Genomic DNA, 14,599 nt, shown 5'->3' with positions numbered 1-14,599 from the left:
TGACGACGGAAAGGTTCGCAGATGAGGGAATCGTTCGCATTCGTGGGGAACGAGACGGTGGGCTCGATGGTGGAGGAGCGCCTCGTCGCGTTGGGCTACGTGCGCGCAAAGGACGCCGGGGACGCAGGGACGGTGGTGACGTACTGCACGTCGCAGACCGCGCTCGAGGACGTATACTTCGACGAGGACGGCCTGGTGCAGATTGCGGCGAAGGGAACGCTGCTCGTTGATCTGTCCCCGTCCACGCCGAGCTTCGCGCGCGAGCTCGGCGCGGTGGCCACGGTGAGCGATCTGGTGGCGGTGGAGGCGCCGCTCGCGGTGGTTGATCCCGTTCGTGCCGATGCGTTCGCCGACAAGGAGAACCTTGTGTGCTTCGCGGCGGGCGATGAGGACGCGCTTGCCGCGGCGCGTCCCGTGCTCGAGGCCGTTGCGGGCACGGTGCGGGACATGGGCGGCGCTGGTGCGGGGCAGCTCGCGCGCGCCGCATGGACGTTGCAGACGATGGCGCAGATCGTGTCCGCCATCGAAGCCGATGCGCTCTATCGCGCGGTTCGGCGCTCCGCGCCGTCGTTCGGCCAGGACATCCTGCGCGTCGGTTCCGTCTCCCCTTTGGCCGAGAGCGTGCTGGCGGCTGTTGGAGAAGGCCGATTCGGCGGTGACTACACGGTGGAGATGTTCATGGCCGAGCTGTCGGCGGCGCTCACGGCGGCAGACGACGCCGATCTCATCCTACCCCAGGCCGAGGCGTGCCTGCATCTGCTCGAGCTGCTCGCCGTCATCGGCGGATCGGACAAGGCGCCCTCGGCGCTTGCGCTCGTGTACGGAGAGGAGTCGGCCTGCGCCGAGCAGGGTCTCGATTGGACGCGCGCCGAGGCGGCTTTCGGAGAAGGGGGCGAAGGATACGAATCGGACGGTGACGGCTTTGGAGACGACGGCGATGCGGGCGGGTGCGGTCATTCGCACGGCGGCTATCGCGACTACCCCGACTACCCCGGCTACGGTGCGTACTCGGCGAACTGAGCCCCATCCGCCGGAAATGGGGGCGTTCGACGGGGCTTTCGGTTCGCGCTTGCTAATTGGCGGGCGTCCGGTTTCGCCCTCGCCTCGGGGCTTTGCGGTGGTCGCCTCCGCCCTTGCGTTCAGGGTTTGCGTCGCATGCTTCCCATTTGGGCATTCGGAAGCCGTAGTCGCCCATGTCGGTTTTTCGGGGCCGGTGGTCTCGTCGTGACCGGGACCCGTTCGAAGTGCGACCTTTGCCCGCGTCGATGCGGCGCCGACCGAGCGGCGGGGGAGCGCGGAGTGTGCGGAGCGGGACGGGAGCTTGTCGTGGCGCGTGCTGCGCTTCATTTTTGGGAGGAGCCTCCGATAAGCGGCAAGCGTGGCAGCGGTGCGGTGTTCTTCGCGCACTGCCCGCTTCGCTGCGTCTATTGTCAAAACGCCCCCATCGCCGTAGGGGAGGCGGGTGCAGAGGTGGGTGTGGAGCGGCTCTCCGAGATGCTTCTGGAGCTTGCGGCGCAAGGCGCGCTCAATGTGAACCTCGTCACGCCCACGCATTACGCCGTCGAGGTTCGTGCCGCGGTGGCTGCAGCGCGGGCGGGTGGCCTTGCGCTGCCCGTTGTGTGGAACACCTCGGGGTACGAGACGGTGGAGGCCGTGCGGGCGAATGCTGGCACGGTGGATGTGTACCTCTCCGACTTCAAGTATGCCGACAACGCCTTGGCGGTGTGCTATTCACATGCGTCGGACTACCCGGAGGTGGCGCTCCGGGCTCTCGAGGCCATGGTGGACGAGGTGGGCTCGCCATCGTTCGACGAGGTGGACGGCATGTCGCGGTTGGTTCGCGGCGTCGTGGTGCGCCACCTCATGCTGCCGGGGGCGCTCGAGGACTCGAAGCGCGTGGTGCGCCTCGTGCACGAGCGTTTCGGCGACGAGGTGCTGCTGTCGCTGATGAACCAGTACACGCCGGTTCTGGCCGATGCCGCCGCCGCAGGCGACGGGCGTGCCGCGGCGGCGCTGCGCCGCAGCCCGGAGCTCGCCCTCCGCGTGCCGGACGAGGACTACGAGCGCCTGCTCGACTACGCCGATGCGCTGGGCGTGGAGGACTACTTCTGGCAGGAGGGCGGCGCGGCCGAGGAGAGCTTCATCCCCCCGTTCGACCTGACGGGGGTGTAGGATGGTCCGCGTGCCTGCAGCCTGCGGAGCATGCCGACGCTGTTAAGCCCCCCCTGATTCCGAATCTCGGCTCTTTCATGCTTGCCGGCGCGTACCGAAGCGCGCTCTGCCGCATGAGGCGCCAACCTTGGGAATCAGGGGGCTTCTCGTTGACTTGCTGCGCCAATCGGGAGATGCTTACATCCTCACCAGCTCGTAGTCCCTGGTTCCCAGGCCGATCTTCTCGGCGTGCTCAAGGCAGGTGCGCCATTCCGATTCGGGGGTGGAGTTCGTGAAGTGGTCGCCTGAGGGCACGAAGCCGGGCGTGGCCAGGTTGTCGGAGAGCTTGCTGCCGGGGAGGGGGGAGGCGGCCAGGCAAGCGTCTACGCAGGCCTGGTCGAGGGCGAGCGGGTCGGTGGAGGCGAACATGCCCAGGTTCGGTAGGATGGGGGCGTCGTTCTCGGCATGGCAGTCGCAGTGGGGCGACACATCCACCACGAGCGACACGTGGAACTGCGGCCGGCTGTCCACGACGGCCTTCGCGTACTCGGCCATGCGGCGGTTGAGGTCGGCGTTGGCGGCGTCCTGCGCAAAGCCGATGGCGTCGAAATTGCAGGCGCCCAGGCATCGTCCGCAGCCTACGCAACGCGCCTTGTCCACGCCCATCTTCCGGGCGGCCTCGTCGAACACGAGGCCGCCGTTCGCGCACTCGGGCAGGCATTTCTTGCAGCCGCGGCACTTCTCCGCGTCGATCTCGGGCTGGCCGTTGCTGTGCTGCTCGGTCTTGCCGGCGCGCGAGCCGCAGCCCATGCCGATGTTCTTGATGGCGCCGCCGAACCCGGTGAGCTCGTGGCCCTTGAAGTGCGTGAGGCTCACGAACACATCGGCGTCCATGACGGCGCGGCCGATCTTCGCCGTCTTCACGTACTCGCCGCCCGCAACCGGCACCTCCACGTCGTCGGTGCCCTTCAGGCCGTCGCCGATGAGGATGGGGCAGCCCGCCGTGAGCGGCGTGAAGCCGTTCTCCCACGCGCACTCCAGATGCTCGAGAGCGTTCTTGCGGCTGCCGGGGTACATGGTGTTGCAGTCGGTGAGGAACGGCTTGCCGCCGAGTTCCTTCACCACGTCCACGAGGGCGCGCGCGTAGTTGGGGCGCAGGTAGCTCACGTTGCCCAGCTCGCCGAAGTGCAGCTTGACGGCCACGAACTTGCCGTCGAGGTCTAAATCCGCGATGCCCGCGCGGCGGACGAGCTTCTTCAGCTTCGTGGGCAGCCCGTCGCCGAACGCCTGCGTGCGGAAGTCTGTGAAGTACACCTTGGCCGGTTCCATGTCTCCTCCTCCTTGAGGTTGTGTCAAAAGGTCCGTCTTGTCGTCTCTGCCGGGTTAAGCGTGGGGCAAAGACCCTGTCCTTGTCCCACGGAGCGACCTCTGGCTGATCTGAGCCTCGCGGTTTTTGACGCGTTTTCGTGCGGTTCTCTCGTCGACTTCCATGATAGCGGTTCGCTGGTTCTGAGGGAACTCGCGAACCATCCCTCCATCAGCCGCGCCAGAGGCGCTCGGTTCGCGAGGCGGCACGGGCGAGCTCGGTGCCGGGGAGGTCCTCGTGCATCTCCAGGATGTTCTTCCACAGGCGCTTGGGCATGAACTGGCGGCGGAGCTCCGGGTTGTAGCGGGCCTCCACGGCGACGGTGCGGTAGAAGCGCTTCCAGGCGGCCTGCATGAGGCCCTCCTCCGCGGCGCGGTCGGGCACGTCCAGCCCGTCGGTGCGCACGAGGTACCAGTCGCGCCCCTCGTAGACGCCCGCCAGGCGGTGCACCTCGTCGTAGATGATGAAGGGCTGCGTGTTGAAACGGTCGGCGAACCAGTCCATGATCAGCGGCACCACCGAGGCCTTGGGGTTGCATCGGGCGAGCCATACGCCGTTCTCCAGGTGCTCGAAGCGCAGGAACTGCACCATGTGGTGGCGCTCGTTGCCCACGGAGCGCACGAGGCGGTGCAGGGGCTCCACCGCAGGATGGGCCAGGTCGTTCAGCACGCTGCCGCGCGCCTTGCCCGAGCAGCCGAGGGAGTCGGTGGGCCGCGAAGGGGCTATGGGCCCGCTGCACGAGCCGCGCCGACGGCACCCCGTGCAGTCGTGCGGGCGCTTGGCCGCCATGGCGTAGCGCACGAAGCGGTAGACGACGGTGCCGGCGTTCGGCTCGTCGGAGAGCGAGGCGCGCATGACGGCGTCGTAGGCGGCGTGGCCGCAGACGCGTTTGATGCCGCGCTGGACGCGCACGGCGCGCTCCACGTCCGTCTCCACGAAGCGCACCGTCTGCCCGAGGCGCGGCTGGAGTGCGGCCTGGGCCGTGACATCCTGCGGGTCCTCCCGGCGGTCGTACGCCTCGAACACCGCCGAGAGCAGGCCCTCCAGCGTCCCGTCGTAGGCGTAGGCCACGTCAGCGAGCGGCTCTTCCGGCGTAGCCGGTCCGTAGGGGACGTCTCCGGCTGCGGCGGATTCCCGCTCCACCCCCCTCGCAGCCGGAGCAGTCGCGCGGCCATCCGCCTCCTTGTCCGGGGCGGCCGCGCGGCCGGAGCCAGCCTCGGACGCCGCAGCGTCCGAAGGCCGTTCGCTGTCGGTTCCGTAGGCGGCGCTCATGCGCACGCCGCCTCGGGGCGCTCGAGGGCGTGCTGCCAGCCGAACGCGCCGTCGACGCCTCCGACATGCCGCCCACTTGCCGCGCTGTCTTGTCGTCCGGCGGGCCCGGCCCCCAGGCGCCCCCCGACCCCCAGGCGTCCCCCGGCCCTCATACCCAGTTGCTCTCCGCCGTCGGTTCCCGCGCCCGGGGCGATGCGGGCCTTCTCGGGCGTCTCCACGCTCTCGAACAGGCTCAGCTGGCCGGGGATGACCTTGTCCGCGCGGCGGCCGTGGTTGCCGCCCTTCGGCGTGGCGGCCAGGTGCGCGCGCAGCCCCTCGCGCGAGAAGTCCGCCCCCTGGCCGGCGTAGCTGCCGTTGCAGGTGACGAAGAAGCGCGCCCGCTTGTAGGCGATGCCCAGCTTGCGCAGCTCGCGCTCGCCGAGCGTGGTGGAGCGCCGGGCGCGCATGATGGCGTGCGCCCCCTTCACGCCGATGCCGGGCACGCGCAAGAGCGCCTCGAGCGGCGCCTTGTTCACCTCCACGGGGAAGAAGTCCAGGTTGTTGAGCGCCCAGTTCGCCTTCGGGTCCACCTCGGGGTCCAGAAACGGGTGCTCCTCGTCGATGATCTCGGTGACGTCGAAGCGGTAGAAGCGCAGAAGCCAGTCCGCCTGGTAGAGCCGGTGCTCGCGGGCGAGCTGGACGGCGTCGGCGCCGGGCAGGCGCGCGTCGTCGTTCACGGGCGTGTAGGCGCTGAAGAACACGCGCTTGAGCGAGAGCGTGCGGTAGAGCGCGGCCGAGAGGTTGAGTATCTGGAAGTCGCTCTCGGGCGTGGCTCCCACGATCATCTGGGTAGACTGACCGGCGGGCACGAAGGCCCGCTCCTTGCGCACGGGGCGCCTCTGCGCTAAATAGGTGGTTCCGCGGCGCATGGCGGTGCGCGTTTCGCGGTCTTCGGCAATGCCGTCTCGTATCTGGCGCATGGGCGCGACGATGCGCTGCTTGTCCTTTTCGGGGGCAAGCAGGGCGAGGCTTCTTTGGGAAGGCAGTTCCATGTTCACGCTCAGGCGGTCTGCGAGATGCCCGAGCGTCTCGATAAGCTCGGGAGAGGTGCCAGGGACGGCCTTCGCGTGGATGTACCCGCGAAAGCCGTGCTCGTTGCGTAGAAGGGAGAGCGTGCGCACCATAAGCTCGGTGGTGTGATCGGGGTCGCGGATGACCCCGGAGCTCAAGAACAGCCCTTCGATGTAGTTGCGTCGGTAGAACGCGATGGTAAGCTCTGCCAGTTCGCGGGGCGTGAATGCCGCGCGAGGCACCTCGTTCGAGACGCGGTTCACGCAGTAGGCGCAATCGTATACGCACACGTTCGTCATGAGCACCTTGAGCAGTGTGATGCAGCGCCCGTCGGCCGAGAAGCTATGGCAGCAGCCGGCGGCAAGCGTGTTGCCCAGCTTGCCCTTCTGCGCTGCACGGTCGATTCCCGATGAGGTGCATGCTACGTCGTACTTCGCCGCATCGGCGAGGATCTCCAGCTTGTCGAGCAGCTCCATGCGCACGTCCGTTCCCAAGATCAAATGTTCGTAAGAATATATGTTCGCCTATAATAGACAAACGAACGTTCGTTGTCAAGGTCTGGGCCTGCGTCTGCTTGCGCGTCGAATCGGCGTTTGCGCTACTCGGGGCTCCGAATCGGGAGGCCGCCGCCGCATCAACTGGCTTCCCGAAGACCGAAAGCGGGTCGACGAGGAGGACGGGTCGCATGACGACGTCCTTGCGCGGCCTCTCGACGGCGCAAGACGAGAGGCTCTAAAATGTCGGGGTCGAGGGCCTATGGAAAGGCGTTGCGAACGGTTGGGGTCGACATGCGGCCATTCGGCCGCCCTTCATGGTCCATGGCGCGGTGGCGCGGACCTTCCGAGGGCCGACGGTCAGTTCGCGCGCGTGGCGTTGCCGGGATCGATGGACATGGACTGGAAGCGCTGCGCCATGTAGGCGTTGTCGAAATGGTCGGCGCAGAATTCCTCGATGGCGTTGTCGGGGGTGCGGCCGGCCTCCCGCTGGTACCAGCAGTCGAGCGCGAGCAACGTGAGGACGCCGTCCGCGATCATGAGCGCTGCGCACACCGCGGTCACCGCATAACGCCAGTTCCAAGGGATGAGGTTCACCAGCTTCAGCATCCAGGGCAGGCACAGCTTGATCCACACCACGCCCAGCACGCCCCACATGGCCATGAACATGCCGTTGGTGCGCCCGTCGATGGACAGGAACGTGCCCGAGTAGTCCCAGGCCACAATGCCGAAGGCGAACTGCATGAACCAACTGGTCAGGTATTCGAACGCCCCGCCGATGACCGCGCTCACCAGGAAGATCAGGATGACGTTCTTGTCGTGGAAGCGGTTGAGCGCCACCGTCATGAGCACCGCACCGAACCCGTAGATGGGCGAGAACGGCCCGAACAGCAGCCCTGCGCGATCTTGATAGTGGCCGGGTTCGACCACGACGAAGTGGTAGACCGTCTCGATGATGAGGCCCAGCACGCAGCATACGACGAAGATCCAGAAAAGGTTGAAGAAGTTGAGGGCGATGAACCCTTTGCCCGTCTCGTCGCGGCCAAGCGTGCCGTCTTCGGCCTGCTCGCGCGTCTCCATGTCGCGCAGCATGCGCTGCAGCTCGCGTTCCTCGGAAAGCGACGGGTCGACGTAGCTTTGCAGCGCGATGAGCACCACGAGCACCACGCCGTAGGGCACGAGGTCGGGAGTGAGGCCGCCCAGCATCATGTCGCAGAGCGCCACAAGTATGAGGATGACGATCATGACCTCGGTGAGCTGGGCCGCTCCGCGCCGTTTGTCGCGCAAGAGGCGCACGCCCAGCACGGCGAAGAGCGCGGCGAGGATGGTCATGAGCACGGTTTGGGCCGCGAAGATGACGAGCGTGGCAGTGGACAGATCGCCGGTGAGCTCGCCGGATTTGATCACGAGCGCCATCCCCACGACGACGAGCGCGAGCACCAAGGCGATAGCCGCGCCGCTGACGACGCACAGCATTCCGAACACCTTCAAGGGCAACGGGATCCTGCGGCGAACGATCTCGCTTTCCGCAGCGCTGTCGTGCTCTGCCATGCGTCCTTCTCCTTGTATGCCTTCTGCCTGTTCGACGATGAGTCATCAGTATACCGTGAACGGGGGACATTTCGGGCGTGGCCGTCGTTATTCTGGGTGACGGCTGCGCAACGTCCCAGATGGGTCGGCATTTCGTTAATCCGGGCTTCCGTCGCTTGCGACCACTTCCTCGACGAACCAGCGAGGATCCTCGAAGAACAGCTTCTTCTCACGGCCCTGTATGGAGACGACGTAGCGCACGCCGGTGCCTCCGACGTGCTGCGATGTCCGGCGCACGACATCGACGACGCGGTCGATCTCGAACACGCGTCCGTCGCGCCATCTAACGGACAGCGGCGTGATGCGCCCATCCTCGTCGATGCGGGCCGTCACTTCGACATATGTCTTCTTGAACGCCATGGCCCGCATCAGACCATGCGCCAAGGCGAAGGGCAACCGCGCGCACCGAGCCGTTGCGCGGGCGATCGAGACCTGTTGCGGGCGGTGCTCTCTCGCATGGCGTCCGCGATGGCGCCCGGCGCGTCTGGCCCGCCTTGAGGCAACGGAGGGCAACCGTCCGCGCGGGCCGTAAGAATCGGAGGCCGATCGGCGCGGATCCGCTCGTCCATGTCGAACCGCCGTCGATGCGAGCCCGCGTTCGCCTGATCTTGAATCCAGGCCCTTTGCGGTCATGCGCCGCGGAAGATCCCCTGCTGGGCGAAGAACCCTGTGCGGCTCCGCCGGAGCCGCACAGGCCGGGCCGGGCCGGCCTGTGCCGAAGGCGGTTTGGCACAGGCTTCGTCCTTCGAGGATGAGAATTTGCGTTTGGTGAACGGTTTTGCCGCATTGGAAGGCGCTTCGGGCGTTATTGCGTGCGCGTGGAATGATGTCACCTGGGCTTTTCCTTTTCGGCCCCTGCCCGCTGTCCCTCCACGGCCCTCCGAACCGTTCACCAAACGCAAAAAAGCGCCGGATTTGCCGCCTCGCTGCGGGAAGCCGGCGGGCGATTGGGGTGGGGATGGGGATATCGTCTCGATCGCGCAGGCATCCGAGGAGCGGACCCGGATCTTTCGCGAAAGGCATGCGTTCTCGAGTGTCCGGCACGCGCCTTTCGCTGCGTGCGCCGGACGCTTCGCTCTGCGTTCTGCGCAGCCGATCGCCGCGCTACTTGACGTCCTCCAGCTCGACGTGGCCGTACTCGCGTGCGGTGAACAGCAGGATGATGCCGGCCACCAGGCAGATGGCCATCATGTAGAACGCGGGCATCAGGCTGTTGCCGGTGGCGTCGATGAGCGCCGTGGCCACCATGGACGCCGTGCCGCCGAATATGACGTAGGCGATGTTCGAGCCCAGCGCCGCGCCGGTGTAGCGCACCTCGGTGGGGAACATCTCTGCCTGATAGCAGGCGATGTTGGCGTCGTTGATGGACAGCGTCACGCACATGATGAGCTCGGCGGCTATGACGATGGGGAGCTGGGCCGAATCGAGCATCATGAACGAGGGCACGCTCAGCACGATGAACGCCGCGCACGCGCCGAGCATCATCTTCTTGCGGCCCACGATGTCGGACACCTTGCCCGCCCCGAACACGATGAAGATATAGGCGAGCAGCGCGATGTCCGTGGCCGCCTGGGCGGGCGCCGCCTCCATGCCGGCGTAAGCCGTCAGGTAGGTGGGCAGGTAGGTGAGCACCAGGTAGAAGCCCACCGAGTTCACCATGGTGGCCGCGATGCTGGACACCAGGCGCTTGCGGTACTTCTTGAACACGAGGCGCGTGGGCCTTGCCGCCTCTTTGGACCGGTCGGCGCCGTTGTCGGTGAGCTGCTGGTAGGTGGGCGAGTCCTCGAGCTTCGTGCGGATGTAGTGCGCGATGAGGCCCAAAGGACCGGCCAGAAGAAACGGGATGCGCCAGCCCCAGGCCACCATGTCGGCCTCGGGGAGGAGCGCCTTGATGACGAGCGCGGCGGTGGAGCCCGCCAGAAGGCCCGTGGCCGTGGAGGCCGGCACGAGAGAGCAGTACTTGCCGCGATGGTCCTTCGGGGCGTACTCGGCCAAGAACACCGCGGCCCCCGAGTACTCGCCGGCGGCCGAGAATCCTTGGACGCTGCGCAAGATCACGAGCAGGATGGGCGCGGCGATGCCGATGGTCGCGTATCCGGGCAGGCAGCCTATCAGAAAGGCCGCGCCCGTCATCAGGAAGATGGATATGGACAGCGACCACTTGCGGCCCTTCTTGTCGCCCATGCTTCCCCAAAACGACGCTCCCAGCGGACGGAACACGAAGGACAGCGCGAACACCGCGAAGGAGAGCAACGTGGAGTTGACCTCCGATTCGGGGAAGAACACGATGCCGATGGTGATGGCGAAGTAGGTGTAGGTTGCGTAGTCGAACCATTCGATGAAGTTGCCCAGAAACGACGACAAGGCGACTTTGAACGGCACTTTGGCCTTGGTCGGCGCGGTTGACGGTGTGCTCATGACGATCCCCCTATTGGATGTCGTGGTGGTCCCCGAGGAAGCGGGCCGCCTCGTCGGACGGGCGAACATGCCGACGCGCTCGCACCGCGGTCGCTGGAAGCGGGACGTTCGCCCGTCCATGGCCAAGCGATCCTCCTCGTAAGAAACCGGCCTTCTCGAGACGCTATCCGAGAAGGCCGTATGCGGTCACATGCCTTGATCTCGATCCCCTCAGGCGAATTCGGCGCGGATGGCGTCCACCATGTTGCGGACAGCCACGTCGCGCAGGACGATGCCTTTCTCGCGCGACGAGGCGCTCGGCGAGGACAGGCATCCCGACGGCGGGGTGTAGTCTGCGACGATGGGCAGCACGTCGTAGTTCGGCAGCTCGGCGGGCAGGCCCTCGTAGAGCGGGCCTGCCACCTTGCCCATGTCCACCAGGTCGGGGTAGAACAGCAGCATGAGCGACGTCTCCATGACGCCGGCGTGCTCGAGGTCCCAGCCGGTGAAGCCGTCTGGATACAGCTTCGCTATGGTGTCGTCGTCCACGAAGTCCCAGTACGACAGAAGCTGTATCCTCGCGTCGCCCGCCCCCTCCATGCGGGCGTCCTCGAGGGCGAGCTGCGCTCCCTCGAACACGAACTGGTAGTTCTCGTAATGGCCGTTCATGAGCACGATCTTGCGCGCGCCTTGGCGCACGAGGCTGAACACGATGTCGCGCGCGAGCGCGATGAGCGTGCTTCCGCGCAGGCTGGTGGTGCCGGAGAGGTGGAACCCGCCTCCCGAGCGCTGCTGCGAGCGGTAGCCGTAGTTGATCGGGGCGGCCACGATGCCCTCGAGCGCATCTTCGTCCGAGTCGGTCAGGGCGCGTGCGGTCGCGCCCGCCATGGCTTTCGTGAGCGCGGCGTCCACGCACATGGCCATGTGGGAGCCGTGCTGCTCGAGCGCGCCGACGGGAACGAACACCACCGCGTCGCGCTCGAGCTTCTCGCGATAGGTGAACGCGTCCATCTCTTCCATGTAGACGGTAGGCTTCATATTCGTGCTCCTTTTGAGGTTCGGGTGGGCCCGGATGCGCCGATCCGAACGATCGGGCGGGATGGTGTTCCTGAAAAAAGGGGGGAGGGGTCAGAGATCCTCCATGAGCTCCATCTGCGCTCTGCTCGCGCGCATCGCGAAGGAGCGGAGGGCTTGGTCGCCTCCGCGCGCCAGACGGCGCAAGATGACGCGCCTGAGCCGCGGGTAGTCGTTCATGCCGTACCAGGCGAACGCCGTGCCGCCCACATACGCTTCCACGATGCTGTGGACGGGCGCGTTCGGATCGCGTTTCGCGTCGAGGCTCAGGTACTCGGCGATCTCGCTGGCGCACAGCTCTCGGATGATTCCCGCGTCGATTTCGAGGTCGCGCGCGAGCAGCGCCGCCTGGCGGTCGACTTCGGCATCGTCGGCGTGCGGGAAGTACGTCACGTCGTAGGTGACGGCTGCGGCGCCCGATTCCCTCGCGAACCCCAGCAGCGCTTCCAGAGACGCCATCTGCACATGGTCTTCCGTGCGCTCGGCGATGTCGAGTTCGGCGGGGAAGCCTTTGAGGCCTGCGCGCGAACGCGGCGTGCAGCTCGTCTTCTCGCAGCGCGGGCTCGAGCTGCAGATCGGTGACGATGTGGGTCAGGCTCTTCGTGATCTTCATGGGTTCACGTTCCTCTCGTCATGCGCGCGCCGACCGCCTTCGGCGGGGCAATCAGCGCGCGCCGGCCCCTTTTCAGCGCAGGGCTTCCTTTTCCTCTTCTCGCTCGAGACGCGCTTGCAAGCTCTCGCGAATCTCCTCTTCCTTCTCGATCTTCTCGCCCGCCTTGCCGGCGGCCTTCGTGGAGAAGACTATCTGCGAGACGCCGCCCGCGATGATGAGCGCGCCGCCCACCAGCTGCAGCGGCGTGAGGACCTCGTTGAACATGACGAAGCCCAGAAGCGACGCCATGATGGTCTCCTGGTAGGAGATGGCGGCCAGCTCGCCGGCCTTGAGCATCTTGGTGGCGTAGGCCAGCAGGTGGAAGGCCACGAAGCCGGTGATCAGCGCGGCGGCGATCCACACGAGCCAGGACGTGGCGTCCATGGTGAGGATGTCCCACGGGGCCGTCATGATCTGGCCGGCTGCGTCGACCTGCTGCACGCCGTCCACCTTGACCGTGTACTTGAGGCCGCCCGAGAGCAGGCTGTCGACAGCCATGAGGCCGAGGATGGTGACGGACGCGAACAGGAAGTTCCACCAGGAGCGCACGTTGGAGTCGCAATCTTGGCGATAACGGCCGATGAACAGGTACAGGCCGTAGGCCACGCCGGACAGAAGGCCGATCATGTTGCCGAACATCCACTTCGGGTCGAGGTCGAGCGTGAGCCCTTGCGGGGTGATGATGCCCACGATGAACAGCATGCCCAAAACCACGGCCGCTATGCAGGCGATGCCCTTGCCGTTGAGCTTCTCCTTGAGGAATATGGCTGCAAGGACGGTGGAGTAGATGGGGCCGGTGTAGATGAGGAACGACGCGTTCGCGAGCGTCGTGTACTGCGTCGAGATCACGTAGAGGCCCGACAGCAGACCCAGGAAGATGCCCGAGAACACCATCGCGGGCGAGAGCTTCGTCGCGCGGAGCTTCTTGAAGTTGCCGCGCGCCGCCACCGCGAAGATGACGGTGAGCGCGATGAACCCGATGAAGTTGCGGCCGAACGAGATGAAGTCGCCGGGTGCGTTGATGTAGCGTCCGAACGCTCCGATGCCGCCCATGGCCGACGACGAGAGGAACATAAAGATGAAGCCCTTGAGCTTGTACTTCGCTTGCTCGTTCATGTATCCCTCCTTGGGCGGCGCCGCGTCGTCCGGGTCCTGGATGCGCGTCAACTCCGCAGATCCGAACTCGCGGACGCGCTCAAGGGTACGACGAATCACGCGGGCGCCACGGCGCCGCATGGATGACCAAGATGACCGTAGGGGGTGTGCCCGTTCCCGGAGAATCCCGAGCAAGGAGCGCCGATGGACGGCAAAACGGGTTTCTCCGGGACGAGGCGATGACATGCGTTCGCGCGGCGTTTTCGGCGCGCGAACGCTCGAATGGGCTACGCGGCTAGTCGTTCCACATCTCCGGGCGCACCAGGGTGGGATCCTTGACGCGGTTCGGGAAGTAGTCGAGGCACTCGCCCTCGCGGTAGACGTCGGCCGTGGAGCAGTGCAGGCCGCCGCCGAACGGGTAGGCGTCGCGCAGGTCGCAGGGGATGACGTTCATGCCGAGCTTGTCCATCTGCTCCTGCTGGTAGACCTCGGAGGCCTCCACGATGACGGTCTTGGGGTCGAGCACGAGGCAGTTCATGGACAGCCACACCGAGGAGTAGCACAGCGCCGGCGGCTCGTCGTGGGCCGGCTGGGCGGCCTCGACGATCTGCCAGTCGTTGGCCTCGAAGATGGCGCGCTGCTCCTCGGGGAGCTTGCGGTGCGGGTTGTTGATGATCAGGCCCGGGCGCAGCGGCACGAAGGTGGCGTCGATGTGGATGGGGTAGGGGTCGCCGGGGAAGTTCACGGCGTGCACGCGGTACTCGGGGTAGTAGCGCTGGAACCAGTCCATGGCCGTGCGGTTGGTGGTGAGCCCGTGCTGGATGAACAGGTCCTTGCCCATGCGCATCACGTCGGCGGCGTCCCACATGGGCTCCACCTCGGTGGTGACGAAGTCCTTGTTGGCGGTGCGGACGAGCCGCTCCTCGAGCGAGATCTTCTCGTCGTAGTAGTTGTGCTTGTAGGAGGCGTCGGTCAGGCGCGGGCGGGGGGCCTGGGTCCACTTGAACTCGGGGTCCTCGTCGAAGTACTGCTTCATGAGCGGCCAGTAGGCCAGGTACTCGAAGTAGCGGCAGCGGAAGGAGTTGGCGGAGGCCATGATCTCGCTGCCGATGGTGAGCAGGATGTCGCGGGGCGGCATGCAGGTCATCATGGAGTCGTTGCGGAAGTCCGGCGTGCCGATGGCCTGGTTCCACTGCAGGGGCGTCGGGCGGTCGACGACCACGCCGCGGTCCTCGAGGATCTTGACGAGGTTCTCGAGGCACTCGTTGCCGCGCTCGACGGTGGCCAGCGGGCGCAGGCCCCACATGCCGCGCATCTCGGAGTCCACGGGCACCTTCTCGGAGGTGGCGGGCTCCTCGGGCGGGATGACCGAGTTGTCGCAGCGGCCGACGATCACGCGCTTCAGCGGATCCCAGTCGTTCCACGAGTTGACTATCTTCGCCATGACAGTCTCCTTTC

General features: G+C 66.3%; 12 protein-coding genes. 2 read left to right on the top strand and 10 right to left on the bottom strand.

The window, feature by feature from the left end:
• The first annotated feature begins 21 nt into the window (after positions 1 to 21).
• Both B5F40_RS12860 and B5F40_RS12855 read left to right on the top strand, forming a co-directional pair.
• Positions 22 to 1,020, top strand: coding sequence for an NAD(P)-binding domain-containing protein (locus B5F40_RS12860; RefSeq protein WP_087194683.1), 999 nt, complete (start codon positions 22 to 24; stop codon positions 1,018 to 1,020).
• A gap of 279 nt (positions 1,021 to 1,299) precedes the next feature.
• Positions 1,300 to 2,172 (top strand): radical SAM protein, encoded by an 873-nt coding sequence (locus B5F40_RS12855; RefSeq protein WP_239443054.1) that lies wholly within the window; start codon positions 1,300 to 1,302, stop codon positions 2,170 to 2,172.
• Between the two features lie 177 nt (positions 2,173 to 2,349).
• On the opposite strand, the gene B5F40_RS12850 is transcribed toward B5F40_RS12855, so the two are convergent.
• The 10 genes from B5F40_RS12850 to B5F40_RS12805 form a co-directional block, all read right to left on the bottom strand.
• On the bottom strand, positions 2,350 to 3,480 hold the full coding sequence (locus B5F40_RS12850) for a DUF362 domain-containing protein (protein WP_087194681.1): 1,131 nt from the start codon (positions 3,478 to 3,480) through the stop codon (positions 2,350 to 2,352).
• 208 nt (positions 3,481 to 3,688) lie between these two features.
• The gene (locus B5F40_RS12845) at positions 3,689 to 4,789 is read right to left on the bottom strand and encodes a TIGR03915 family putative DNA repair protein (protein ID WP_239443053.1); all 1,101 of its coding nucleotides are present in this window, start codon (positions 4,787 to 4,789) and stop codon (positions 3,689 to 3,691) included.
• Positions 4,786 to 6,315, bottom strand: coding sequence for a putative DNA modification/repair radical SAM protein (locus tag B5F40_RS12840; protein WP_087194680.1), 1,530 nt, complete (start codon positions 6,313 to 6,315; stop codon positions 4,786 to 4,788). The genes B5F40_RS12845 and B5F40_RS12840 overlap by 4 nt, the downstream gene beginning before the upstream one ends.
• A gap of 378 nt (positions 6,316 to 6,693) precedes the next feature.
• Complete coding sequence (locus B5F40_RS12835) at positions 6,694 to 7,884, bottom strand: putative ABC transporter permease (RefSeq protein ID WP_087194679.1); 1,191 nt, start codon at positions 7,882 to 7,884, stop codon at positions 6,694 to 6,696.
• 135 nt (positions 7,885 to 8,019) lie between these two features.
• Positions 8,020 to 8,283 carry a hypothetical protein gene (locus B5F40_RS12830; protein ID WP_087194713.1) on the bottom strand — a complete coding sequence of 88 codons (264 nt, stop codon included), beginning with the start codon at positions 8,281 to 8,283 and terminating at the stop codon, positions 8,020 to 8,022.
• A gap of 744 nt (positions 8,284 to 9,027) precedes the next feature.
• Positions 9,028 to 10,341 carry an MFS transporter gene (locus B5F40_RS12825; protein WP_087194678.1) on the bottom strand — a complete coding sequence of 438 codons (1,314 nt, stop codon included), beginning with the start codon at positions 10,339 to 10,341 and terminating at the stop codon, positions 9,028 to 9,030.
• 210 nt (positions 10,342 to 10,551) lie between these two features.
• Positions 10,552 to 11,358 (bottom strand): creatininase, encoded by an 807-nt coding sequence (locus tag B5F40_RS12820; RefSeq protein ID WP_087194677.1) that lies wholly within the window; start codon positions 11,356 to 11,358, stop codon positions 10,552 to 10,554.
• Positions 11,359 to 11,448: 90 nt separating this feature from the next.
• Positions 11,449 to 11,853 carry a hypothetical protein gene (locus B5F40_RS12815; protein WP_239443052.1) on the bottom strand — a complete coding sequence of 135 codons (405 nt, stop codon included), beginning with the start codon at positions 11,851 to 11,853 and terminating at the stop codon, positions 11,449 to 11,451.
• 226 nt (positions 11,854 to 12,079) lie between these two features.
• Positions 12,080 to 13,162, bottom strand: a complete 1,083-nt coding sequence (locus tag B5F40_RS12810) for a DMT family transporter (protein ID WP_087194712.1) — start codon at positions 13,160 to 13,162, stop codon at positions 12,080 to 12,082.
• A gap of 274 nt (positions 13,163 to 13,436) precedes the next feature.
• On the bottom strand, positions 13,437 to 14,585 hold the full coding sequence (locus B5F40_RS12805) for a serine/threonine protein kinase (RefSeq protein ID WP_087194711.1): 1,149 nt from the start codon (positions 14,583 to 14,585) through the stop codon (positions 13,437 to 13,439).
• Positions 14,586 to 14,599: the final 14 nt, after the last annotated feature.

Origin of the sequence: Gordonibacter sp. An230 (assembly GCF_002159915.1) — a bacterium.
Lineage (GTDB): Bacteria > Actinomycetota > Coriobacteriia > Coriobacteriales > Eggerthellaceae > Rubneribacter.
Note: the sequence above shows the minus strand (reverse complement) of the source record. Positions and strands in the feature narration are given on the sequence as shown.

Excerpts from the sequence above, each read along its gene's own strand:
- B5F40_RS12840 (WP_087194680.1), bottom strand. The coding sequence starts at position 6,315 with ATGGAGCTGCTCGACAAGCTGGAGATCCTCGCCGATGCGGCGAAGTAC.
- B5F40_RS12810 (WP_087194712.1), bottom strand. The coding sequence starts at position 13,162 with ATGAACGAGCAAGCGAAGTACAAGCTCAAGGGCTTCATCTTTATGTTC.
- B5F40_RS12820 (WP_087194677.1), bottom strand. The coding sequence starts at position 11,358 with ATGAAGCCTACCGTCTACATGGAAGAGATGGACGCGTTCACCTATCGC.
- B5F40_RS12845 (WP_239443053.1), bottom strand. The coding sequence starts at position 4,789 with ATGAGCGCCGCCTACGGAACCGACAGCGAACGGCCTTCGGACGCTGCG.
- B5F40_RS12830 (WP_087194713.1), bottom strand. The coding sequence starts at position 8,283 with ATGGCGTTCAAGAAGACATATGTCGAAGTGACGGCCCGCATCGACGAG.
- B5F40_RS12835 (WP_087194679.1), bottom strand. The coding sequence starts at position 7,884 with ATGGCAGAGCACGACAGCGCTGCGGAAAGCGAGATCGTTCGCCGCAGG.
- B5F40_RS12805 (WP_087194711.1), bottom strand. The coding sequence starts at position 14,585 with ATGGCGAAGATAGTCAACTCGTGGAACGACTGGGATCCGCTGAAGCGC.
- B5F40_RS12815 (WP_239443052.1), bottom strand. The coding sequence starts at position 11,853 with ATGGCGTCTCTGGAAGCGCTGCTGGGGTTCGCGAGGGAATCGGGCGCC.
- B5F40_RS12850 (WP_087194681.1), bottom strand. The coding sequence starts at position 3,480 with ATGGAACCGGCCAAGGTGTACTTCACAGACTTCCGCACGCAGGCGTTC.
- B5F40_RS12825 (WP_087194678.1), bottom strand. The coding sequence starts at position 10,341 with ATGAGCACACCGTCAACCGCGCCGACCAAGGCCAAAGTGCCGTTCAAA.
- B5F40_RS12860 (WP_087194683.1), top strand. The coding sequence starts at position 22 with ATGAGGGAATCGTTCGCATTCGTGGGGAACGAGACGGTGGGCTCGATG.